The sequence below is a fragment of the Paenibacillus eucommiae genome (assembly GCF_017874215.1).
GTDB lineage: Bacteria > Bacillota > Bacilli > Paenibacillales > NBRC-103111 > Paenibacillus_AI > Paenibacillus_AI eucommiae.
The window spans coordinates 350666-375481 of the sequence record NZ_JAGGLB010000004.1; the positions used below are offsets into that span (position 1 = coordinate 350666).

Here is a 24816-nt window from a genome sequence, read left to right on the forward strand (position 1 = left end):
GTTTCCCCACTCCTTTTTCATCCTAATTTAGAACCTGAAAATTTCTCCATAGTCACATGATTCCCATGACTAACTCCTTCTGAGCGCAGCACTTTATTGAAGGTTAAAAATAGTATTTTCAAATCGAGAAGGAAGCTCTGATTTTCCACATACCAGACATCAAGCTCGAATTTCTCTTCCCACGAAATCGTATTTCTGCCGTTTATTTGGGCCCATCCCGTAATTCCCGGCTTCACCTCATGCCGCTTTGCTTGCTTTTCCGTATATAACGGCAGGTAATCCACCAACAGAGGTCTCGGCCCTACCAAGCTGATATCGCCTTTTATAACGTTTAGCAGCTGCAGCAGCTCATCCAGACTGTATTTCCGCAGCCGCTGTCCGAATGGAGTCAATCTGATATAGTCGGGCAAAACGTTCCCATCGCGATCTTTTGCATCTTTCATGGTACGGAATTTGTATAGATAAAAGGGCTTGCCATGCAATCCGGGCCGCTCTTGTTTAAACACAACAGGAGCTCCCAGCTTCAACCTGACCAAAACGGCAACGATCAGTATAACCACCGAAAAAAGCACTAATAAACAAATAGAAACCACCAAATCAAAAAGTCGCTTCATTAAATGATCAATCTCCTGTTGATATATTTATCCTCTTCTTCATAGCCATACGGGTTATTCGATTGCCACCGCCATGAATCCCGGCACATCTCTTCGATTCCTTTATCCGCGGACCATCCAAGCTCCTGCTCAGCCTTTGTCGGATCCGCATAGCAAACCCCGATGTCACCTGGCCTTCGATCCGTGATTTTATAGGGAATGGTCTGCCCTGACGCCTTCTCAAATGCAGCAACCATGTCCAACACACTGTATCCCCGCCCAGTCCCAAGGTTGTACGCATCTACGCCGCTGGCAGACATGACCTTCTCCAAAGCCTTTAAATGCCCCAACGCCAGATCGACCACATGGATATAATCTCTTACACCTGTGCCATCCATCGTCGGATAGTCATTCCCATAAATGCTAAGCTCCTTCAGTCTCCCGGCAGCAACCTGTGTCATATAAGGCATTAGATTGTTTGGTATACCATTGGGATCCTCTCCCAGTTGGCCACTTTCATGCCCGCCAATAGGATTAAAGTAACGCAGAAGGGCAATGCTCCATTTGTTGTCGGATTCGTGCAAATCACGCAAAATTTCTTCAATCATCAGCTTGGTACGGCCATAAGGATTCGTTGCATGCAGCTGCAAATCCTCGGAGATAGGTACCCGCTCCGGCGCTCCGTACACCGTGGCGGATGAGCTGAACACCATTTTTTTAACTCTGTATTTCTCCATCACCTTACAAAGCACGAGAGTACCCGAAATATTATTGTGATAATACCAGAGCGGCAAACGAACCGACTCACCGACCGCTTTAAGTCCAGCAAAATGAATCACAGCATCAATCTTAATTTGAGCAAAAACCTTCTCAAGCATTTCCTGGTCTAATAAATCCACTTGATAAAACTTAAAATCCTTACCAGTTATTTCCTTAACTCGTCTAAGCGACTCTACGCTGCTATTAGTCAAATTATCTACAACGACTATTTCATACCCGGCATTCAATAATTCCACACAGGTATGACTTCCGATATAACCGGACCCTCCGGTTACGAGTATGGCCATTTGTTTTTCCTCCCTGGTTTTGTTTGAGATCAACCTATCAACCTATCAAGCGATATAATTTATTGATTTCTTCCTTGTTGCCATAATCCCTAACGCTGCAGTTGTCGGCCAGCTTCTGTCTTAACTCCGCATTTCTATAAAGCTCTTCAATTCCTTCTACTAATCCATCCACAGACAGCTCGCAAATTGTTCCATCCAAACCATCATGAAGCTGACTTTTTGCTGTTGGAAAATTAGTAATGAGAGTAGGCATTCCAATAATTTGCGCTTCTGTAACCGTGACAGCTTTTCCTTCATATCGGGACGGCTGCACATATAAATCACATGCTTTTATGTACGGGTATGGATTCGTCTTTTTACCTAGCAAAATAAAGCTGTCCGTCAAATTATTTTCAGCAATAAGTTGTTTAAGCTTCTCTTCATATCCACCATATCCGATTACATACCACTTCATATTCGTCAGCCCTTTATCATGCAACTTTCTCAATGCCTGGACCGCCATATCAAATCCCTTCACATAAGATAGTCTGCCAACAGAAATCAGCTTAAACACTTCTTCCTTTTTTGCCGTTAACGAGACAGATTCTACAGCCATTTTCTTAATAAATGCTGGTGAGGTAATATTTTCAACCAGAAAGATTTTTTTCTCTAAAGACGGGTACTTAGTTAAAAATGATTTCGTACAAGCATCAGAGATCGATGCGATATAATCAAACTTGCTCCAAGCTTTGAGGTCTAATTCATTATCTATTTCCAATTCACTGTAATCCGTATGGATCCAGGCTATTTTCTTAGCTGCGTCGACCTTATTAGCTATCAAATCATGCGGCCAGGCATAACTGATGGCAAGATCATATTTTTTATGTATTTTAGGTATCAAAAAGGATGTATATTTCGAAACAAGCTGCATTTGAATGTATCCAGGGCCTTCTTTAAGCTTCCTTGCCCTTGCTTTCATACTTGCGATGAATTTGCACATGAGTCTGATGACGGTTATGGAGTAATGTCCCTCTTTAACACATTGCGTAACAGACTTTCTAAAAACCGTATATTTATCAACTTGTGGCAAAATATTGGCTTGGGCTGGAATTAAGCTCATAAAGTCGCCTGTATGATTACATACCAAAACATCTACATCATAGTTGTCGTAATCGAAGCTTTCCAGCATATTAATCAAGCTTCTTTCAATACCGCCGATTTCCATATCATAGACTGAAATTAATACCTGTTTTTTCATAGGACCCTCACAGTTAAATGACTTCCAATTTTTTGGTCGGAGTAGCGAAATCGATACTTTTATTTTCTCTTTTATTTAGAAATAAGGTATCAGCGGGAACATTTCCCTTTACGACACTACCGGCTGCAATCACAGCGTTATCCCCTATGATCGTATCCCTTAAAATTACTACATTGGAACCGATCCATACATTCTCGCCTATGATGACTTGACCGATGATTAAATGGTCGTCTGACTTATCCTTATAGTTATGGTCATGATCATTGATGCATACATTAGGGGCTATTTTAGTATTTCTCCCAATGGAGATCTTGTTTACGCAATTAATATTGCAGTTGTCATTAATAAATACTTTATCTCCAATGTTTAGCTCGCCTTTAAAATCAATTCGGATGCTGGCGTTTTTTCTTATAAATACGAATTTTCCTATAATCATTCTAGAGTTTCTATTAAAAATCTCTATTCTACTGTTTACTTGAAGTGAATAGATCGACGATTTAATATTCTTTGCATAGATGAACTTGTAAAAAAATCCCCTTATGATTCCAACTAAGTGCGAAATATTCATGATTACAGTTAAATAAACGCCTCTAGTTCTGCATTCTGCCCTAAGTGCAGCAACTATTTTTTTCAACATAGCTATCATTGTTATTTCTCCTTAAGAAACGGAATTTCTTTTATACATTTTCCTTAACCTGGCTATATTGTCACCCCCAATAAGCTTGGACAGAGCTAATTTGATTTGGCCCTTCAATCTTGCCTTCGGCGGTAGCCAGCTTTTATAAAAATAGTGCATGGCATAAGTATCTTCAGTTATAAATTTTCTACAGTTTATATAATCATAAGGAGAAAAATAGGTTTGAGGATAAAAGGCTCCTGTTCCCTTAATCTCTTGATATTCTCCATTTGATTGAAGTCCTAACCCTTCCAGAATCTTGGTTATGATAGCTACATTGGTTAAGTCATCATAGGTTCCGTCTGCTTTTATAAACCTTTTTTCTTCGTAAGAATCCAAAAATGTTTGTATTAGCTTGTTTCCTTTAGCTGCTCCTATCGTACTTGTAGCAATAAAGTCCTCCTGCTCAAACCCCCAGAATGAATCGTGATGCAGCAGATCATCGAATGGCTTGAACACTTCAACATCCGTATCCAAATAAATGCCGCCAAAGTGGTACAAAGCATGCACCCGCACATAATCACTGACAAATGCAAACTTTCGCGATTCATAAGCCTCCCTTACATAGGTATTGCAGGTTATATCAAAACTATTTTCATTCCACTCGACGATTTCGTAGTTGGGCAGGTTTTCTTTCCAGCTACTGATACATTTTTTTACTATATCAGGCTTTTCTTTCCCACCAAACCAGCAATAATGAATGATTCGAGGAATCTGTTCCTTCTTGGCCAATGTAATTCCCCTTTCAAAATTTTATATAGTCACTTTGATAATTCATCATTAAACTTATAACATTCTCGTAGAAGTAGTAAATAAAGTAGAAGAATAGTATCGAGTAATAAATGAGTTTCCGTTCTCTTTTGACAAATAAATGTACGATCCACGACATTAACAAAGGGATATATAATCCAAAATAAAAGATGAATCTAGCAAAAATCCAGTTTTGAGTAGATATAATCATAAAGACAAACCCTAGAAGACACATATTGACAATATAATCGCTCTTGGGAAAGAGGCTTCTAAGCTTATGTCTTCCCAAATAGGCCAATAGTATGGGAATTCCGTTTACCACAACCCGAAGTATATTGGCCCCCCCTTCTGAGAAATTTTTATATTCGCCATATTGACTGCTATCCAAAACAGAGAATAACACAGAGGAAAATTGATTAAATCCAATTACAATTAATATGGCAAGACTAAGCAGTGCAGTTGTGCTCCACGACCATGCCTTCCTTCTAACGATAAAATAAATCGGGATTAGAATTAACGCACTTTGGTGTACTTGCGCAGCTAGAATAACAACTAACATGTATCTTTTCCAGTCGCCGTTAAAGATGTATTTAGTTGCCGCAAAAATAATAGCCGCTGCCAAAAATTGCCTTACCCCATTCATCGAGGTTAAAAACATGCCGCTAGTAATATACACATAGATGCTGATTTCAAATAATTTGGAATATTTATATAAATTGATGAAAACAAGGACATTCGTAATTAGTGAAACTACAAAAATAAGTACTTGAGGATCATCCGATAGCTGTTGCAAGAACATTTGAAAAATATTAAAGCCAAGATCCTTCTTACCAGCTATATTTGCCCAGGTATATTCCGTAGTAGCGTATGAATGCATATAAAAGGTAGTATCGCCAACATTTTTACGAAGCCCGGAAACAAGGACCATAGAAAGCAATCCTATAAAAACTAGTAAAAAATTTGTTTGTGGAGGAGCCAGCGGGGATGATGATCTTTTTACAAACCACCTTGACCCCAGTGAGCAAACATATACTATCGTTAAATTAATATAGAAAATGGCCAAGCTACCAAGTCCCTTCATCCCATACAGCTTAATTCTATAAACTTATGTTTTTACAACAGTGGCCTTATTCGTATTTCGAATATACAAATAAAGTAAAATCCCAATAGGTGTAGCTAACAAAGTCGTCCATTTACAAGGTGATTCAAATAAAAACTTGTAATTACCAATCATCAAGTTAGCCGATACATAATGAGCAGATTCACGCAGCCTATCCTTGTAGGTAGGAGCATATCTCATGGCAACCTTCCTGAAAAACAAAAAGCCCCGCGGATTTTTCTTGTATTGCTTAATGATGTTAAGTGATGATCCATCCTCCAAATACTCGACATGACAAAGCACCTCATTCATAATAAGCAGCGGATAACGCTGGTCGATAAGCACGTATTTATAACTTAGCGGACAATACTTTTCTCCTGCAAAAATCGGATACGGCGGACACTCTCGTGTTAATTCAGAGCGATAAACCAGTTTTTTATCACCTTTGATCTTGTGTTTCGCATATAAATCTGTAATTGTAGAGGCTTTAATATGCTCTGGCAGCCTGGTTCCGATAATGTCCCCACCGGGAGTTGCATCTAAACCGACAATCCCCGCATACTGGTCACTGCCGTTTTCCTTCCAGAAAGTGACGATCGTCTCGACCGCGTTGTCCGCCATATAATCGTCTGAATCAATGCAAACATTAAGCTCCGTTTCGATTAATTCGTATGCTGTATTATGGGCACCATGCATGCCTTGATTTTCCTGGTAATGATAACGAATTGGAACGACTCCCTCGGCCATCCAGCCTTGTACCAGCTCTACGGTTTGATCGCTGGATCCATCGTCGATGATCAGCCAGACGAAATCTTTAGAAGTTTGCCTTTTTAAACTTTCGTAGCACAAATGAAGCGTATAAGCACGGTTGAATGTTGGCGTAAAAACAGTTAAAGTAACAGCCATAACAAAACCTCCACCAATCTAAGCTCGTCTTGAATGCATACCATGACCCCGGTAATAATCAGTTAACCATTTGGTCATGGAGCGGGTATCATATCCCTTGTTACGCAATAATTGTGAAGTATCCACGTGCTCGTAAGAGGATGATAAAATTTGATGCGCCCAATTGTCAGGCGATTCATTTAAATTGATAAATTGGATACGGCCCGTCACGTCAGTTTCTGTCGTAATAGTATCCGAAACCACACATTTCAAGCCTGCAGCCTGAGCCTCGATCAATACGACAGGCAACCCTTCAAAAAGGGATGGAAACAGAAATAAGTCCATACCCTGCAACAAATTCGGTATATCTTCCCTTACACCCAAAAATCGTACATGAGGAGTTAAGCCAAGCTTATCTACCTTTTTCTTAATTGCTTCTTGCAGATAACCTTCCCCGACCAGAACAAGCATGGATTCGGGGCATTTTTCATGAACAGCCTGAAAGACATCGATAAGGAAATGGTGGTTTTTCTGCTTGTTAAATCTTCCCACATGCCCCAAAACCAGCTTATTTCCAGCCTGCAGTTCTTCCCTGACCTGCTCCCGAACATCAGGATCATATTTAAAGCTATCCACATGAACAGCGTTATTAAGTACTGTTATGTCCTTGGAAGCAGCGGCTTTCTTCCCAAATAACCACTGACCTGCATGCTTGGAGCATGCAAAATATCGGTTAGGGTTATCCTTCATGGCATACCTGGCGTAGATCCGAAAAGGCAGCTTAAGATCGATACCCAAATCACTTAAGTGACTGTGGGCAATCCTGCAGGGAACGCCCGCTTGCTTGGCTGCTCTTAGGACGAAGCTGCTATTTTCGTTATTATGGGAATGAACCACCTGATACTCAGGGTGCTGGGCAAAAAATTCATCCAACCGATTGAAATATAACCGGTAGTTGCCAGGACGAATTTGGGGCATGGTATAAATCTTTCCCCCTAGCCGCAAAATCTCGTCGTCATAATGCCCTTTTTCTTCCCTGTGTACCATAAAATCAAACTGTATGTCGCTACGATCCATTTGCCGATAATAATTCATTAACATCGTCTCAAGTCCGCCGCGATTCATAATTGTTACTACTTGCAGCACACGCATAGTTTCCAAAGTCACATTCACTCCTATTTAGGCAGCCTTTCTAAGCCGATCAATTGCCAGCAGCATTAAATAAAATCCCAAGACAAAGCGGAATTTGGCACATAAATAAAAGACTTTCCAAACTACTGGAAAATAGGCCATATCCAATTGCCGAAACGAACTTTTCAGATGATTATCGTTCAGTATTGTACTGAGCTTTCTAATCTTTGTGAACACAGGCAGCTTGTTATTTATGCTGATAGTATTCAATCCAAGTCCTAGTGTATTCAAACACTTACGGTTATTTAATGCCAGGTAGAAATCAGACGAAAGCTTCTTATCTGTAATAAAGCCTTCAATAATACTGTAGAGTTGGTACCATTTATCCTTCAAGTCCGGCTTATACCCCGACGTTACGGAACCTGTATTTACCCGCCAGTAATGATAGTAGGGCTTGTTAAGAAAAACAAACGTTTTTGCATGGTAACTGGTATGAATATTAAAAAGGGAGTCTTCATTGGTGCCGACAATTTCAAGATCAATAAAAGCAAGCTCATTTTCTTTAATCATGTCAGCCCTATATAATTTGGACCATACAGTTCCCCACGCATCCAAATATTCAGGCTTGCCAATCTCATCCTTTAAAGGGCCAATAAGGCGCCGGAGCAGCTCGGCCTGCACCTCTTCATCACGGTAGCAAAGCTTCTCAGGCAGATTAAACTTCTTCTCCTTGGAATGCGTGCCAAACTCACGATAGTAGGTACACATTACAATATCAGCTTCTTCATGAATGGCAGTATCATGCATCTCTTTGTACATGTCCTTGTCGACCCAATCATCCGGATCGACAAAACCGATATACGCCCCGTTCGCTGCGCGGATGCCTTCGTTACGTGCTGAGGAGACGCCGCCGTTCTTCTTTTCAATAACGACTATTCGGTTGTCTTTGGCCGCATATTGCTGCAGAATTTCACCGCATGTATCCGTTGAACCATCATTAACGGCTATAATTTCGATGTCTTTCATCGTCTGCTGCAGCAAACTATCCAGGCATCTGCCCAAATAACTTTCGACATTAAATATAGGCACTACTATACTTACCTTCGGTTTCATCCCTATCCTCCATAAAGTAATCCATGTAAATACCGGTAAGCTCCATTCTCACCTGAGGAAGAGAGTAAGTACGAACCCGGTTTATATTTTCCAGCCCAATTTTTTTACGCAGCTCATCCGACCTGCTAAGCTGAATCAAGCGTTCTGCAAACTTGCCGTAATTCTGATCCGTTATGACATAACCATTCACGGTATCTTCAACAAGCTCCGAATGTCCTCTGTTGGCGCTTGCCACAATAGGCAGGCCGCAAGCCATCGCTTCCATAATGTTAACCGGCAGTCCCTCCCGCATGCTGGATGCAACAGCAACATCACATAAGGGCAGCAGCGAAGCAATATCTTTCCGGTATCCCAGGAAATCAACCCTATCCTCTACATTCAGCTTTTCGGCTAACTCCCTACAGCTGTCGAGCAGAGATCCACTACCTGCTAGCAGCAGTCTTGCCTGTGGAACTTCATTTTTAATTAAGGCCATTACCTGAATGAGAAACTGTTGGTTCTTGTTCTTATTGAACTCGGCAGCATAAAACAGTAAGAAGTCATCAGGCTTATAGCCTAACTCCACTCTAGCAGCATACCTCTGTATCTGATCGATGGATTGGAAGCGTTCCGTATTAATTCCCACACCATGAACACGTTCAATCCGCTTTGCTTTAAATTGGCGTTTAACTGCCAAAGCATAATCTTCCTCATTAATGGTAATGAGACAATCCGTGTAACGCGAAAAGATTTTTTCTATTGGATAATAAACCAGCCAATTGGTAAAAGGTGCCCCTATGCAAAAATGGAACCCATGTGCTGTGTAAAACACCATAGTTCCATTTCTCCGTGCTTCCCTTGCTGCTAAGCGTGCAAGCACACCACCCACAGGAGTATGACAATGGATGATGTTATATTCGTTTTCATCAATAATGGACTTCAGATCCGTGTAGGCCTTCATATTTTTCAGGCTAAATGGGGATCTTTGGATTGGAATATCAAATTTCCGGTCTACATACGGAAGATCCATGCTGCCGTTAGCTGCAACATGAACCTCCCAACCTTGCTCCTTAAACCAGCTCATGTACGGTAAATGAAAAGCTTTAAAGTGATAATCAATAGTGGCACAAAACAGCACCTTTTTGGGCATCCGGATCACCTATTTAATTAACTCTTTCTCTAAAATTTTGGAAAGATAATTTAATAAGCCATATCTTAAATCCTCACGCTGTAGGGCATACTCAATAGTCGTCTGAATAAAACCCATCTTCTCACCAACATCATGCCTGACTCCATTAAATTCATAGGCATACACCGATTCATACCGGTTCAATTCAGCGATTGCATCGGTAAGCTGGATTTCCCCACCAGCCCCTGGTACTTGATTATTTAGAATCTCAAAGATCCTTGGAGTAAGAATGTAGCGCCCCACAATGCCAAGGTTCGACGGCGCTTCCTCTTGCTTCGGTTTCTCCACCAAATGATTAATGCTGTACAAACGCTCTTCCATTTCGCGTCCGTCAACGATCCCATATCGGGATACCTCATCGTCAGTCACATGCTGTACACCAATGATTGAAGCATTGTAATATTCGAACTTTTCCATCATTTGATGCAGACATGGTTTCTCAGCCTGAACAATATCATCGCCCAGCAATACTGCAAAAGGCTCATTCCCAATAAACTTGCGGGCACACCAAATCGCGTGTCCCAACCCTTTTGGTTCCTTTTGACGAATATAATGAATATCTACCATGTTGGAGGACTTTTGCACTTCATTTAACAGCTCAAACTTTCGTTTTTCCAGTAGATTTTGCTCCAACTCAAAGGAGTTGTCGAAATGATCCTCAATCGCCCGTTTTCCTTTGCCCGTAACGATGATAATATCTTCAATACCCGAGGCTACAGCTTCTTCCACTATGTATTGAATGGTTGGCTTATCTACAATGGGCAGCATCTCTTTGGGCATCGCTTTTGTTGCAGGTAGAAATCGGGTGCCAAGCCCTGCCGCTGGAATGATCGCTTTTTTTACTTTCATAGTTATAAGCACTCCTTTATCAAAAATAATCAGACAATAGAAATTAATTTACGTGAGATCGGAATCACATTATTATTTGCCAAATTCAATAGCTGCTCCCTAAGGCTTACTTTATCAAGGGTAGTGTAGATGGAAATGATTTCATCAATTTCATCCATATATAAATCCGCACTTTTACCAATATAAATTTTCGGATATACCTGCTGCTCATGAACCTCATTTTCGTTCAGCAGCTCTTCAAACAGCTTTTCTCCTGGTCTGATTCCGGTAAATTCAATACCGATATCCTCTACTGAATTTCCGGACAGCCTGATTAAATTTTTGGCCAGATCCACAATCTTTACAGGATCACCCATGTCCAAAATGTAAATCTCCCCGCCTTTGGCTAAAGCTCCCGCTTGGATCACCAATCTGGATGCTTCAGGAATGGTCATAAAATAGCGGACCATATCTGGATGCGTGACTGAAACCGGTCCACCTTTTTCAATTTGCTGCTTAAATCGGGGAATGACACTACCCCTGCTCCCAAGCACATTGCCAAAACGAACGGCAACAAATTTCGTATCACTGATTTTATCCATATGTTGGACAACCATTTCAGCCAGCTTTTTGGTAGCCCCCATAACGCTTGTCGGATTTACTGCTTTATCCGTAGAGATCATGACGAAAGTACCAATCCCGCACTTGCTTGCCGCTTTTGCAACGTTCATCGTTCCAATAACATTGTTTTTCAACGCTTCTTCCGGATTGACCTCCATTAACGGCACATGCTTATGAGCAGCTGCGTGGTAGACAACATTAGGCCGATGCTTATTCATGATCAGTATCATTTTTTTGGCATCCTGGATGTCTGCGATTTCCGTTACAAATTCGATTTGTGTATCTTCGCCTATATCTTTTAATTCCATTTCAATGGAATAAATGCTGTTTTCACCGTGTCCTAGCAAAATTAATTTTTGAGGATTAAACTTCGCAACCTGACGGCATATTTCCGAACCGATGGAGCCGCCCGCGCCAGTTACCAATACGACTTTATTCGTTATGTACTCCGAAATAGTGTCTATATCCAGTTCAACAGGCTTCCGGTCCAGTAAATCTTCAACCTGCACATCGCGGAATTGATTCACGGAAAGCTTTCCAGTTACCAGATCTTCCAGCATCGGTAATATTTGCGTCTTTGCTTTCGTTTCCGCGCATTCCTCGAAAATAATGTTTAAATCCTTTTTACTTAAGGAAGGGATAGCGATAATGATGTTTTCGATATTTAATTTTTTAACTGCCCTTGCGATCCCATTAACCCCACTAATGACGGGCAGGCCTAAAATATCCAAATTACGAATTTTTGTGTTATCATCGATAAAAGCAACCGGCAATAATTCTGTCTGATTATTTTTAATTAATTGCCTGGCCACCATTGTACCGGCCGAACCTGCACCGACGATCAAAGTCCGTTTTTTATTGCTGCCCATTTTTATCGAGGTGTCCCTAAGCAGCCGCCTGCAGAAACGGGAACCTCCAATTAGAAGGATATGCAGCATCCAAGTAACGACAAGCAGCCGGATGTAAACATTCTGTACAATAATCAGTTGAATAACCGCAGCAGTTACAATAGAAAACGTGATAGCTTTGAAAATGTACAATAGCTCTCCAATACTCGCATATTCCCAAGCTTTCTTGTAAAGCTTATAAATTGTTGAAAATAAGTGATGACTAAGCAGCAAAGCTACGCAGCTAACGATTACGGGTAACGTGATAACATGGAAACTAGCACTAACTAAAAATTGGCTAAAAAAAATAGAAGTCAGTACAATGCATGAATCTACGATAATAAATAAAGACAATCTTTCACGGTACGTCAACAACATTCACCCTTTCACTAAAGTTTCTAAGTATAGAGTCTTTGACAAAAAACTGTATAGTTAAAAACTCTAATAGTACCAGGGCATCTAACCCTCCCTCACATCATACTTTCGACGACTCGCGTCTAAGGTCTATTCCAACCCACAGCATGATCGAGTGCTTCCATTGATAACGGTAAGGAGACATCACCGAAAATCCATCCGAACCGTTCTCAATTAAGAACGGTTCAAGAAAAATATATATAACGAAACAATTCTTTACAGAGAACGATAGAGCAAAAAAAACCCTACTAAAAACGATTTACATGTCTTATTATTTATATAATAGTTCTTTATACAGAACAAGTCAACAGAAATTTTTACATTTTGAGTACTCTAATAACGGAGTGATTTCACCATGAATTATATTATCATTACTGATTTCCACTGTCATAGCTTAAGACTCGCGCGTCTTAACGTGCCTTTATTTTTAATCACCAGAACCCGCTGGTCAAAGTGTTACTTCGATTTCACCATATGCCTTTGACCAAATAGCAAAAAGGAAGCAGGGGTTCTTTTAAGCAATTCAACTACCCAATACGAAATTAATATGGTCAATAAGATGTTAATAATGATGAATAAAATTTTAGAAAAAAACAATAAAGAAATTAATAATAATACTTTAATTATAGCTACATGAACAAGATAAATTCCAAATGAATTTATATAGATTTTAGATAAAAATTTCGTGTGATAATTTAAACCTATTTTCATTAATAAACCAATTGAACTGAACGAATAGAAGAAAACAGTAACTCTAAAATACTCCAGTAGTTCAACTGTTTTGTTAGCACTATGGTTGATAAAGGCTTCGACTATCAAAAAAATTGAAGAAATTATGTATACCATTACGAAACTATAAGTAGGTTTAGATTTAATAAATTCGAGTAACTTAGTATAATTTTGAGCAGCAGCAATTCCTGAAACAAAGTAAATCACCCATGCGAATAAACTTGATTTTAATATTATTTCTGGTGAAAACTGCAAAATACCTTTCGACATAATTACTTGATAACTAATAAATAATAGTAAAGTTAGACCGGATAACAGGAATATGGATTTAATACTTACATTTAACTTCATCAATATAGGGAGCACGACAAACATCTGAAACAGGAGAGGAATATAATATAATTGATAGAACGGTCCATTTCCGGTTACAAGTGTCATGAAAATTCCTTTATAGTTAATCGAATAATCCAGGAAAAGCAGCATTCCCAGAATAGTCCATATAATATAAGGTATCACAAGATCATTAACTTTGCGTTTTATTAAACCCAAATAATTGTTGCTTTTATTACTATGATAAGCAAGTATTCCAGATACAAATAAAAACGCAGGCACACAAAAGCGACTCAACTGATTTATTATTAAACTAAAATCAAGTGTAATACTATTTGAATCTACTTTAGTTAATGTGATGCCTGTTACATGAATCGCTACTACGCCAATCAAAGCAATTGCTCTTACAAAGTCTAATTCAGCAAATCTATTTTGCTTGGTTGTTGTAATCACTCTTATCCCCCATTCGTATTTAAGTCATTACTTTTCCATAACCAGCGGCTTCGGTTTTGCTACAAAACTTAATAATAATTTTTTGAAATATAAAAATTCTTCATTATTCCTCAATACAATTAAATAAATGAAATTGATTACTACTATATTAATTAAACAGTTAGCGCTGAGAGCAACTATACTGATGTTTTCTTTTAGGGACATGGTCAAAATGCTTGTAATCACTAAGGGTATCACAGCTACAAGCAAGAACTTAAAGTACATCTTGAAATAATCGATGAGCCTCATGTTAAATATATATTTATAAACCATTCTAGGTTTAACCCAAAAGATTATACCTACATTACTGATTAATGTGCCTAAAAACACACCAGGTAAACCGATAGCTTTGACTAGAAGAACAGATGCAACCAATTTAATAGTTGCTTCAAATAAAGGAGCAAATCTATCTTGATGATAAATGCCGCCTCCTTCTTTAAACCTTTCTACTGATGCCCGCATAAGCATAAAATAAAAGTTAATTAATAATACCTGAATAGTAAAATGATCCATTATCTGACCTTTTCCTAACCATAGAAATACAAATTGCTCTAAGGTATTAAATAGTGAAATAGTTACAAATGAAACAACCCAGAAACTTAGAAAGAATAACCTCTTATGCACTTTGTACGCGTCATTGTTTCCCTCTGCCAATAAATTTCCTACACTCGCAGTGACCCCCGAAAGCGCACTGGATATGACTCCCTGTGCAGCTCCTATTACCAGATTATAGCTGTTAAAAATCCCCACAACCGTTAAATTGATAAAAGAAGAAATTACAAGATTATCAATACCAAAAACCATCATACCTCCAATTTTATGGAGGAAGATTGCTTTTACATTTTTAGTTAATGATTTCCTCTCCTTCTCTTCGATGAGTCCTTTCGTTTTATTAATCCATTTATATTTATTATTGATATAAATGTTGATAAGCAAGTAGTAGACCCCATTAACAACGATTTGAATGCATATATATCCATAGATGCTTGGATACAGTTTAAACATTGCGATTTGCAATGCTGCTATTACCAGCTTGGAAAGCATGGTTGCTATTGCTACTTTATATCCTTCCTGAGCTACAGTTAAAATACATAATTTATAGGAGAATAAATAACTAAGAAGAGTATTAAGCAAAAACAAAATAAAATAAATCTGTGCTTCGAGTAGGCTAACATCATTTTTTATGAATACATTCAAGAAGGGGAGCAGGAATAACCCTGAAATGAAAATGACACAGCCGATTATTTTGTAAAACCTGGAATAGTAATTTAAATACCCCTTTATTTTTACTTGATCATTTTCAGCAAACGGTTTATATAAAGAATAAATAATTGCACTTCCGATACCTAACTCAACTATCGATAGCAAGCCTATAATATTAGTATATAAAGACGTTAATCCAAGAAGCTCAATTCCCAAAGTATCAATAAACACCTTGGTAATGATAAAAGATGGAAGCATTCCTATAATAAACGTCAACATATTAACAAAAACATTGATACTTGCCTTTTTAACTCTCATTTAGTTCACCGTCTCTAGTTCATTTGACTCGATTATAGAATAAACCTTATGTATTTCTTTTTCAGTTCCTATAATTTCTTGGCTTAATTTGAAACAAATGCTTTCTTTTAAGTCTTTGTCATCTATCAACCTCTTAATTCCGTCACCTATATCTTCTGAATTCATGTTCACAATCAAACCATTTTCTCCATGCCTGATTTGATTGTGAATAACTGTAAAGTTTGTTGCTACTATAGGCTTTTGTAATATTCTAGCCTCAGCAATCGCTAATCCATAACCTTCAAACCTTGATGGCTGAACATAAATATCACTCTGCTTTAAAAACACATACGGATTTTGAAATGTACCTAGTAGGATGAAAGTATCTTCTAACTTAAGCTCTTTAATAGTACGTTCCATCTTGCCTTTTAAGCTACCTTCTCCAATTACATACCACTTAAACTTATATCCCTGCTGTTTAAGCTTATAACAAGCCTCTATAGCCATATCGTATCCCTTTGCTTCGACTAATCGTCCGATTGTTAATATTCTTAGACCATCAAAACGATCATCAAACCCGCCTTCCTGTAATGCCATTGATTTTATAAGGCTTGGCGAAACTATATCATAGATAACACCCATTTTCATTTGGGCTGCTGGCATCTCGCTAACAAAGACCTCTTTATTATAATCAGATACAGCTATAACCTTATTAAACTGTTCATAGTATTTTCGATCAAACGATTTATTATAACCTGCCAACTTATAATCTGTATTCACCCAACAAATTTTCTTATCTGCGTCTACCTTCTCGGCTACATAATATGTTGGTGTGCCTTGACTATAAGCTATGGCAATATCATACTTATCGTTTACTTTATGTATGCCTTTTGAAATCCAATTCCAACTTATTTGAGCAGTATGCATTCTATTCCTTTTATATGGATTCCTGAGCGCAATAGATAAGCTTAATCTGATACACATGTCCTTGAATTTTCTTTTCTTGATCAACTCTGAGATGCGTACGATAGAATAATTTTGGATGCTTAACTTATTTACTTCATGAGGTACTAGTGGCAGATATAAACCTTTTGCAGAAAACATCAGCAGATCAACATCATATTTTTCAAAATCGAACAATGACAGTAACGAAACTAAACTCTTCTCCGCCCCTCCGCTATGTAAAGAATCTATGACAATAAGTATTCTTCTCTTCATTAATAAGTCACTCACCTTATTTACTGATGGATAATACCTCTTTCAAGTACTTTTTGGAAAATTGAATTTTTTCATTCAAAATCTTCTTACTCTCACTATAATCAACTTTTTTCATAAGTTTTTCTAATGAATAGTTCTCATCTGCTAATCTTTCATTTAGCTTTAAATCATCCAATAGATCTCTCATCCTTGTGTTTATAGCTTCCGTTCTATTCACGATAACAAAATCTTTTTCGTAAACAATGGAGAAAACAGCCGCATGAAAAGAATTAGATATAACAAATTGAGCATTTTTAACAAGAGCTATAAAGATCTCAGGTCCAGCATAATTAAAATACCTATCTGCATATTTTAGCTTACTCGGATTAATGTTATAGATTTTGCAATTCCTTTCCTTAGCAATCTCTAGAGCTAATTTTTTAATAAGAATGCTATTGTCAAAATCATAAATTAATATGTATTTTTCTCTAAAATCTATTTTACCCAAATTACTCCATTCTTCTTGCTCTAAAAGAAATACCGGATCTACCACATTAAAAGTATTGGTTACATTCATTCTTTCTAGTATTTTAACCCCACTTTTTTCTCTTACTCCTACACCATCCAATCTCTCTACCCGTTCTTTGATCACGGGAATATATTCTTCAGAAATGGTGTCAGTTGCAAAGCTTGCTGCATATGCTGCTTTTATTTTGTTACTGGGTGTAAAGTCCAAGTAAAAAGCTGGATCTTTTCCATTCTCATGCAGACAATTCCAAATCTGATCGCTACCGCATAAATAGGCATCCGCATTTGGCGTATTTTTTTTCAATTCATTATTAGATGTAAAGCGAGTTTTAGTAATAATTAAATGCTTTGAAGAAAACTCGTCGAAAGCTTTTTTTCTTTTTAAGCTGAGTATTCGTTTAGGCAGCTTTAAAGTTAAATAGATCGCTTTGGATAAAATATTTTTTTTCCACTTAGGATTATCAATACTGAACAACTTGTAATGATTACTTAAATATTTCGGTTTATAATCAATAATTTCAACATCATGACCGCAACATTTTAAATACCTTAATAATCCGTATGCTTGTAATGACGCACCGTGATTATAAACATTATGACAGGTTATAGTACATATTTTCATAAAGCTCACTTCCTAAACTTTTTAGTTCAACTGATCCATTCATACAAATTATCTACAATATCATGCCATCTTTCTTTATAGAGAACACCCTCACACAAAACTACGTAGCTAACACCGTTGCACCCGGAATCTGCTCAGCCCCACCCTTTCGAATCATTTTTCCTCGCTCTAGAACAATGACTTGATCCGCATTCTTTATAGTTGACAGCCGGTGAGCAATCACGATCATCGTTATTTTCCCTTTCAATCGGTCCAAGGCCTTTTGTATTTCTGTTTCGTTCTCTGTATCCAGAGCACTTGTAGCTTCATCTAATACCAGTATCGACGGTTTTCGCAAAATGGCCCTGGCTAGTACTAACCGCTGACGTTCTCCACCTGAGAGCCTGACTCCTCTGTCACCAATGAGTGTATCAAGTCCTTGAGGAAGCCTGCTTACAAATTCTGCTGCCGCTGCGAAATGGAGTGCCTCCCAGAGCTGCTCTTCGGTTGCGTCAGGTTCAATCATCATTAAATTTTCCCTAATGCTTTCATTGAACAATACGGGGTCCTGAGGTACATAACTGATAGATTTCCTCAAAGATAGTAGATTATCACTTGTTAGGGGGACTCCATCGATAAGCACTTGCCCATTCTCCGGCTCCAAAAGTCCCATAAGAATATCAATTAAGGTGCTCTTACCGGCTCCGGACTGGCCAATAATGGCTGTCATTTGTTTGGAACGGATTTGTAAATTAATATCTTCAAGTGCATAAGCCGGTTCTTCCCGGTTATAACGGTAATACATATCCTTGCATTCCAGATTTTCCTCCATAAGGATCGGACTTACATGCTTATATGCCAGATTGCTAGCTTTCATTTCTTTAGCCTCCTTACATTCATCTTGTAGTTTCACCAATGATTTAAATGCCGGTATAGCTGCTGCGATTTGCTCCAAACTGGACTGAATACCTGTAAAGCGAGGCCAAAGTCTGGAGAAAATAAGGATAATCATTAGTAATTGCTGCCCTTGAGTTTGGAATAAAGTTACAGATAAATAAATGAAACCTGCAATAATTAAGGAAAATGAAATTTTATAATACAGCTGTGAATTCATTCTGATTTTGGATTGCTCATATCGTTCGATGCCCATTCTTTGGCACCAGGCTTGCATCCAGCTAATTCGGGATTCCTCCAGCATATTGCTTTTAATTTCCTTGATGCCATTGAAATGATCTGTGATACCTCCGATATAGCTTCGAGCGAGCTCTGAGGTTTGATTGCCCAGCTTCTCCGACTTCCTAATAAAGGTCCGGGAAAATAAAGCAATAACTAAGCCACAGCCTAAAACAAAGAGTGTCATCTCAGCAGACAACCAAAAAGCTATGCCAACCTGTAGTAACGTAAAAGCTAAAGAAGCCAATAGCTGCAAAAAAGTATACGTCCCGCCCGTAACACGCCCCAGCTCATCAGTCAATGCATTAATCAAGTCTGTTTTTCGTTTTTTAATAAAAAACTCCCAATTCGACTGCAGTATAGCGCGATAGATTTCTAGTCTTATATGGTTAATAAAACCCGTGTGAATCTTTACATCTCTCAAGCTTAAGTTACGCTGCAGCACCGTCTGGCCAACACTCAATAAGATGTATCCACCTAAAATTAAAAGCAATCCCAACCATTGTGGAAGCTCCTGCAGAAATGAAAACATCCTGGCAAATGAACTCATGCCCGCATTTAGTTCCAAAATTCCGCTTATACTGAGCAAAGGGACTAATAAAAGAATTCCCATACCGTCAAGAAAGCTGATAATCAGCATACCAAATAGATTTAAGTACAGGATTTTCCCCGCGTAGGCATGCATTTTTTTGCTGAAATATAGAATATGCTCCATGAATTACATTCCTCCCTGCGATACAACACGCTTCTTTGTCTTTCTCCAGGCCCATAAGAAGGGACGCAAAGGGAAATATAAAAAGTGTAAATATGGAGGCAGCGCCAGAGTATCCGCATCCCCTGGGTAAGGAAATAACTGGCTTGCCAGGAATAACATTTTTTGCTGAATAGACATCAGATTAAATAGATGACGCTTGTGATACCTTGCCACATGTTCTGGAAGTGGCTCGTTATGCAGGTTCAGCATTTGATAAATATAAAAAAGTGCATCTTGAGCCAATCGTCTAGGACGTTTCTGCTTTGTTAGAACACTCATTTCTGCAGAGAGTGGAGTATTCAGCAGCTGTGAGGCTAATATAAGAGCCTGTGCTGCGACATCAAGCTGATGATATTTTTTGAGCAGCGGTATTAGCTTTGCATAATTTATATTTTGCTGATATATATGATCAATGTCCATTAACCAGCGAAGTCTTGACCAGCCATGTCGAGCACCATGGGAAACCAGAAAGAGAAATAAATCTTCTCTACCCAAATAATAGGCTGGCGTTTGGGTAACCGTACATGTTCTTTTTCGTTCCCATAGTTCATTAAAGCAGGGCTCTTTTCCCGGACCCGGACTTAGTCTCCAGTGAATTTCGATTTTAAGCTTTTTTTGATGATGGAAGAAGGTAATGTGATGATGCCTCCACTTCCAATCATTCAATACTGTTTGAATATAATCATCTTTGATATAGCCAAGCCCATCAAGCAGCTTCTCTGCTTGATGCAAATCATGTATAGGAATCAAGATATCTAAATCTCCAGAGGTTCGAAGGGAAATGTCTCCATAAAGATCGGCTGCAAGAACCGGACCTTTCAGGACGAGTGTGCGGATGTTGGACTCGGAGAATAGCTTGCATAGCTGTTCCATTTCTGCGCTAAAGTGAAGCATTTGAAATGTATTTTTTTGATATTTCTTTTGCAGAGCCTGAATAACATACGGGGGTATCCATGTTTGATCCATTTGTTGAAGCTTTGCATATAGCACAGGAAAAACCCGATGATGCCAGGCTAGCTGCAGAAAATGATCCCAGTCGATCTCGCCAAGCTCATCTTTCATGCCCGAATACATGCTTTCCACATTTCCCGCCTGTATGAATGAAAGTAATAAGCTTAATTCTCTAGGAAAAAGCGCCGTATCCAAATGGAAATCGCTGTTCATTCTGTTCACCTTCATTATCCTTTTTCACTAATATGTTTTGCGAATTTCCCTACGACTGCGAAGCGCTCTCTGCCTTCCGCTCCAGTGATATAGAAAGGTCCACTGCGAAGCCAGGCGTGAGCGACCATTTTTCTTGATTCATCCTTCGCTGTTCCTAAATAAAGCGTACTTTCAATGCTGCGTCTTTCCAGCATTTTCAAGGCAGCTATCGCCCTGACCAAACACTTGCTTTCCCAGAACGTATGTTCACTCACAATATGAATTGCATCGTGAACTTGAATCAATTGGAGCTTGGTCATATGAGGCTGTATGTCCGACGTTTCCTCCATTGAAGCGCCTAAAGAAGGCGCAACCTTGGCAAATGGCCGGGATATCAGTATACGTGCCCATCCTAAATAAAAAAAAGCCTCTATGAAAATGAACAACGTTTTTTTATCCAATGTAAATAACTTTCTTATTTTATTCACTTTGAATGAGTCCTTCCTTCATTAAAAGCTCCAGAAAAGAAAGCACCTGCTGCTCGCACTCCTCTTGCCCTACATGGTATTCAGACATCAGAGCGGTTACGATCTGTGAAGCGGAGACTGGCAGCGCAATCATATCCCATATTCTCCCCCCAACTTCACCCAAGTTGTAATACTTGCCATTATCAATGCTTAACATGACTTTTTCTCCGCCCATATTACTCACAATATTTCCTTTTCCCTGGACAAAACAATCATGAAGCGAAATTTTATTTTTAATCATCGGTTTTCCTCCATCTGCAACGTATTTAATAGTAGAGACACTAATTGATGAGCAGTAAAGCCTGATTCAGGTCTGCGTAATTGATACATACTGATCTGATTCACAATAGCTGCAGATGTATTGAAGTGCCACTCCATTAACCCCAGGCTGGGGACAAGAAATTGCCGAAAGGTATGTGTGAAAAGGGTCTGAAATCGATCAAGTCTTTCAATTCGAAGGATGTCAACCTTAGTATTTTCTTCTTTAACCAGCTCAATAACGCCTGCCAGCGGCAATGGATCAGGAAAGTAATTAGAGATAACCGGAATGCTGAACTTAGTCTCCCGGCCATACACAGAGCGATAATTACTCGTAGTCATGCCAAATTGCTGAATACTTTCCTGCCAAAGCTTTTGCTGCGGGAAAGAGGGGGTAACAAGGACGGATTGATCTTCCTGCGATAAGGATACAGCAATCAGATCATCACTTAATAATGGGTAGCCTTGGCTTATGAAAGCTGAAGCCAGAGTCGATTTCCCTGCACCTGACTCCCCAACAATCGCATATGCTTTGCCATTAATGGCCACTGCACTGCCATGCAAGGGATAAATACTCCTCTGCATCAATAATGCTGCCATACAGGTTCCGAGAATATAGAGCCGGATTAAATCTTCATCAGCTCCGTGAACAGGTGAAACCGATATGCTTTTACCGTCGTGGATACAATAGAAGGCATTATTCGGGATATAAAACATAACTTGATTGTCAATAATCACATATTGATTGGGAATACCTTCTAACTTCGCCCTGACTGCAGGCAAATCATTCCTGACAATTTCAACTTCTGCTGCATCGATATGCGGGCTCATTTGGAGAAGCTCCGGCAAAGCGATTTCGCTTATGATCCGTAGACCAAAAGCTTTATACATGATTTTCTTTTCCGTTTCTATCATAGTCTTCACTCCAAATGGTTCACATGGTTATGCTAAAAGCCCTAATACCAATGTTCCTGCATAAGGGCTTTTAACACATTTAAATCATAAAAGAAATTAGCTCCAAGTTAAATCTTCAAAAGGAGTGTCCGTGTGAAAAGTCGCATCCAACTTCGTTGGAGTTGTAACGTTAAGCATGGTTTGATTAACATCCAACACTTCCAATGCTGGAACATTCCATTCTTTCTTCATCATTTTTTCCATATATTCCACCTCCTTTCAAGCCATTTTTTTAATAAAGCGGTACACGATTAAGCTGCGAATTAATGCCCTGTAATCCGGATTGTCTGCAAACTCCGGACGGACTCCTTCACGAGCCATCGTAAGGGCTCTCTGAATTCGTTCTCCATCCAAAAATTCCAAAGCTCGCTTGTCTGTGCAAAGCTGCTGCAGCTCTTCTGTTATTGAGCCCCAGTGTGGAATTATACGATGAAGCCAATCAGCTCCCTGCACACCAAAAATGCGATGATTCAATCTTACGTTGTCTGGCAGCAAATTTTCTGTAGATCTCCGGACTAACGATCGGCCTACTCCATTCTGAACATACTGTTCCTCTGGAACGGATAAACAAAAGCGGATTAGCCTGATATCATTCGTTGGATCCCGAGTCCATAATGAATACCTCAAAGATAATTTTGTAGCGAACGTATTGGTCGTATTCCAGTTAAAGAGATCATCAAAATGCTTCCTTCTTAACTCATACATATTTCTACTGGAATACCAGCCCGCTTGACCCATGCCATATTCCTTTAGCTTGTTATATACATTCGTTCTTCTTGCAAATTCCGGATTAATCAATACAGGAAAGTGATTTGGACTGCCTATTGAAAACAACCGCTCCATAAAGGGAAATGCTACTCTTGCGATCAGTGGCAGTCTGCGCAATCTATTTCCTCCAACAACTCTACTGTAGTGATTCAGTTCATAAGCCAGGCGGACCCATTTCATTTTCTTTAAAAGAACAGCATAGTAATTCATCGCCGTGCCCCAAGAAATGGTCATGTTCCCTCTTGCGCCGCTAAGAATGACGCCAACATTTTGCTCACGTGCTTTTTCGAATATCCCCTTTAACCAGGACGAATTCTCAAAAAATTTATAAGGCATTTCCATCATATCCAAGAAATCGTCCACTTCAGAGTAAGAATCTTTTCCTTCCAGATCGAGGTAATGATCTGTGATGCCTCCCACATGCTTTACAGTGGATTGAATGAAGGGACTCTCATTCGTCATCAAATTTTTAGGCGTATAATCCTTGAAATCTTTAGCTGGAACATAACTATAGGTATGCAGCTTTTTATTTTCAGCACGCAGGGCTTTTGCAGCAAAGCTGACCACCGAACCCGAATCCAAACCTCCACTGAGATGAGATCCAACTTGCCGGTTCGTGCGCAATCTGGACGTTACAGCTTGTTGGAAAACTTCCTGAAAAGCCTCCACATATTCTTCATTCGACTTTAGCTTTAGCGGCTCTCCTGGAGTTATCGTACTATATCTCCTAAGGATCACTTTATCTCCATGTATTAAAATGCTATGGGAAGGAGGCAGCTGCTCAATACCCAGATACACCGTTGATGAAGTATCCACAGCGTCAACCATGGAGGAAATAGCCAAGTATTCTGCAAGCCATTGCTCATTGAGCCGCCTTTTCACATAGGGCAGCGACAAGAGTGGCTGAATAACTGTACAAAAAGCAAACCGTTCATGATTGCGGAAAAAGTAAAGCGTCCGGCCTCCAGAGAAATCTCTGGCCCCAAAAAGCTGCTGTGTGCGCTCATCCCAAATCATAAAGGCAAAGTCGCCCACTAAATATTTAGGTGCTTCCACTCCCCATTTAGTATAAGCAAGTAGAATCAGCTTGCTATCCGTCATCAATTCTCTCCGGCTGTGCTCCACCTGCAGGAGATTGAATAATTCTTGCCGGTTATCAATGATCGCATCTGCCGTAATGACCATTTGGCTTTCAGAGTCGTAGTATGGCAAACATTCATAGATAGATTCTTGCGTTATATATTGGGCATGGCAGCCGAGAAAAACTTTATCGCTCTTCCAGGTATGAACAAGGTCCGCTGGATATTTCTCTAATTCAACCATCATGGAATGGCAATGCTCTGTATGTACAGGCTCTTGATCGAAATGATAAATACCGGCTATAGCGCTCATT

At 39.2% G+C, this 24816-nt stretch carries 23 protein-coding genes; all 23 read right to left on the reverse strand.

Annotated features, from left to right (window positions below; translation table 11 throughout):
* Positions 1-17 precede the first annotated feature (17 nt).
* Positions 18-614, reverse strand: a complete 597-nt coding sequence (locus J2Z66_RS09455; RefSeq protein WP_209971140.1) for a sugar transferase — start codon at positions 612-614, stop codon at positions 18-20.
* Positions 614-1660, reverse strand: a complete 1047-nt coding sequence (gene galE, locus J2Z66_RS09460; RefSeq protein WP_209971141.1) for a UDP-glucose 4-epimerase GalE — start codon at positions 1658-1660, stop codon at positions 614-616. Before galE ends, J2Z66_RS09455 begins: the two co-directional genes overlap by 1 nt.
* A gap of 37 nt (positions 1661-1697) precedes the next feature.
* Positions 1698-2897 (reverse strand): glycosyltransferase, encoded by a 1200-nt coding sequence (locus J2Z66_RS09465; RefSeq protein WP_209971142.1) that lies wholly within the window; start codon positions 2895-2897, stop codon positions 1698-1700.
* Positions 2898-2910: 13 nt separating this feature from the next.
* Complete coding sequence (locus J2Z66_RS09470) at positions 2911-3543, reverse strand: acyltransferase (protein ID WP_209971143.1); 633 nt, start codon at positions 3541-3543, stop codon at positions 2911-2913.
* 12 nt (positions 3544-3555) lie between these two features.
* The gene (locus J2Z66_RS09475) at positions 3556-4305 is read right to left on the reverse strand and encodes a glycosyltransferase family 32 protein (RefSeq protein ID WP_209971144.1); all 750 of its coding nucleotides are present in this window, start codon (positions 4303-4305) and stop codon (positions 3556-3558) included.
* 13 nt (positions 4306-4318) lie between these two features.
* Entirely contained in the window at positions 4319-5386 is a 1068-nt protein-coding gene (locus J2Z66_RS09480; RefSeq protein WP_209971180.1) for an EpsG family protein, read from the reverse strand.
* A 42-nt stretch (positions 5387-5428) separates the two neighbouring features.
* A complete protein-coding gene (locus J2Z66_RS09485) occupies positions 5429-6328 on the reverse strand; it encodes a glycosyltransferase family 2 protein (protein ID WP_209971145.1) in 900 nt (299 codons plus the stop codon).
* A gap of 18 nt (positions 6329-6346) precedes the next feature.
* Positions 6347-7459 (reverse strand): glycosyltransferase family 1 protein, encoded by a 1113-nt coding sequence (locus J2Z66_RS09490; RefSeq protein WP_245375419.1) that lies wholly within the window; start codon positions 7457-7459, stop codon positions 6347-6349.
* Between the two features lie 27 nt (positions 7460-7486).
* On the reverse strand, positions 7487-8551 hold the full coding sequence (locus tag J2Z66_RS09495) for a glycosyltransferase family 2 protein (RefSeq protein WP_209971147.1): 1065 nt from the start codon (positions 8549-8551) through the stop codon (positions 7487-7489).
* Positions 8514-9680 (reverse strand): glycosyltransferase family 4 protein, encoded by a 1167-nt coding sequence (locus J2Z66_RS09500; protein ID WP_209971148.1) that lies wholly within the window; start codon positions 9678-9680, stop codon positions 8514-8516. Before J2Z66_RS09500 ends, J2Z66_RS09495 begins: the two co-directional genes overlap by 38 nt.
* A 9-nt stretch (positions 9681-9689) precedes the next feature.
* Complete coding sequence (gene galU, locus J2Z66_RS09505; protein ID WP_209971149.1) at positions 9690-10568, reverse strand: UTP--glucose-1-phosphate uridylyltransferase GalU; 879 nt, start codon at positions 10566-10568, stop codon at positions 9690-9692.
* A 29-nt stretch (positions 10569-10597) separates the two neighbouring features.
* On the reverse strand, positions 10598-12427 hold the full coding sequence (locus J2Z66_RS09510; protein WP_209971150.1) for a polysaccharide biosynthesis protein: 1830 nt from the start codon (positions 12425-12427) through the stop codon (positions 10598-10600).
* Positions 12428-12925: 498 nt separating this feature from the next.
* Positions 12926-13981, reverse strand: coding sequence for an acyltransferase (locus tag J2Z66_RS09515; protein WP_209971151.1), 1056 nt, complete (start codon positions 13979-13981; stop codon positions 12926-12928).
* A gap of 27 nt (positions 13982-14008) precedes the next feature.
* Positions 14009-15541, reverse strand: a complete 1533-nt coding sequence (locus J2Z66_RS09520; RefSeq protein WP_209971152.1) for a lipopolysaccharide biosynthesis protein — start codon at positions 15539-15541, stop codon at positions 14009-14011.
* Complete coding sequence (locus tag J2Z66_RS09525) at positions 15542-16738, reverse strand: glycosyltransferase (protein ID WP_209971153.1); 1197 nt, start codon at positions 16736-16738, stop codon at positions 15542-15544.
* A gap of 16 nt (positions 16739-16754) precedes the next feature.
* The gene (locus tag J2Z66_RS09530) at positions 16755-17867 is read right to left on the reverse strand and encodes a polysaccharide pyruvyl transferase family protein (protein WP_209971154.1); all 1113 of its coding nucleotides are present in this window, start codon (positions 17865-17867) and stop codon (positions 16755-16757) included.
* A 100-nt stretch (positions 17868-17967) separates the two neighbouring features.
* Positions 17968-19734 carry an ABC transporter ATP-binding protein gene (locus J2Z66_RS09535; RefSeq protein ID WP_209971155.1) on the reverse strand — a complete coding sequence of 589 codons (1767 nt, stop codon included), beginning with the start codon at positions 19732-19734 and terminating at the stop codon, positions 17968-17970.
* A 3-nt stretch (positions 19735-19737) separates the two neighbouring features.
* The gene (locus tag J2Z66_RS09540) at positions 19738-20937 is read right to left on the reverse strand and encodes a nucleotidyltransferase domain-containing protein (protein ID WP_209971156.1); all 1200 of its coding nucleotides are present in this window, start codon (positions 20935-20937) and stop codon (positions 19738-19740) included.
* A 14-nt stretch (positions 20938-20951) separates the two neighbouring features.
* A complete protein-coding gene (locus J2Z66_RS09545) occupies positions 20952-21404 on the reverse strand; it encodes a lasso peptide biosynthesis B2 protein (protein ID WP_209971157.1) in 453 nt (150 codons plus the stop codon).
* Positions 21397-21684, reverse strand: coding sequence for a lasso peptide biosynthesis PqqD family chaperone (locus J2Z66_RS09550; RefSeq protein WP_209971158.1), 288 nt, complete (start codon positions 21682-21684; stop codon positions 21397-21399). The genes J2Z66_RS09545 and J2Z66_RS09550 overlap by 8 nt, the downstream gene beginning before the upstream one ends.
* Positions 21681-22616, reverse strand: coding sequence for a phosphoenolpyruvate carboxykinase (ATP) (locus J2Z66_RS09555; RefSeq protein WP_209971159.1), 936 nt, complete (start codon positions 22614-22616; stop codon positions 21681-21683). The genes J2Z66_RS09550 and J2Z66_RS09555 overlap by 4 nt, the downstream gene beginning before the upstream one ends.
* 96 nt (positions 22617-22712) lie before the next feature.
* Positions 22713-22859 (reverse strand): paeninodin family lasso peptide, encoded by a 147-nt coding sequence (locus J2Z66_RS09560; RefSeq protein ID WP_245375399.1) that lies wholly within the window; start codon positions 22857-22859, stop codon positions 22713-22715.
* Between the two features lie 15 nt (positions 22860-22874).
* Positions 22875-24815, reverse strand: a complete 1941-nt coding sequence (locus tag J2Z66_RS09565) for an asparagine synthase-related protein (protein ID WP_209971160.1) — start codon at positions 24813-24815, stop codon at positions 22875-22877.
* Position 24816 lies beyond the last annotated feature (1 nt).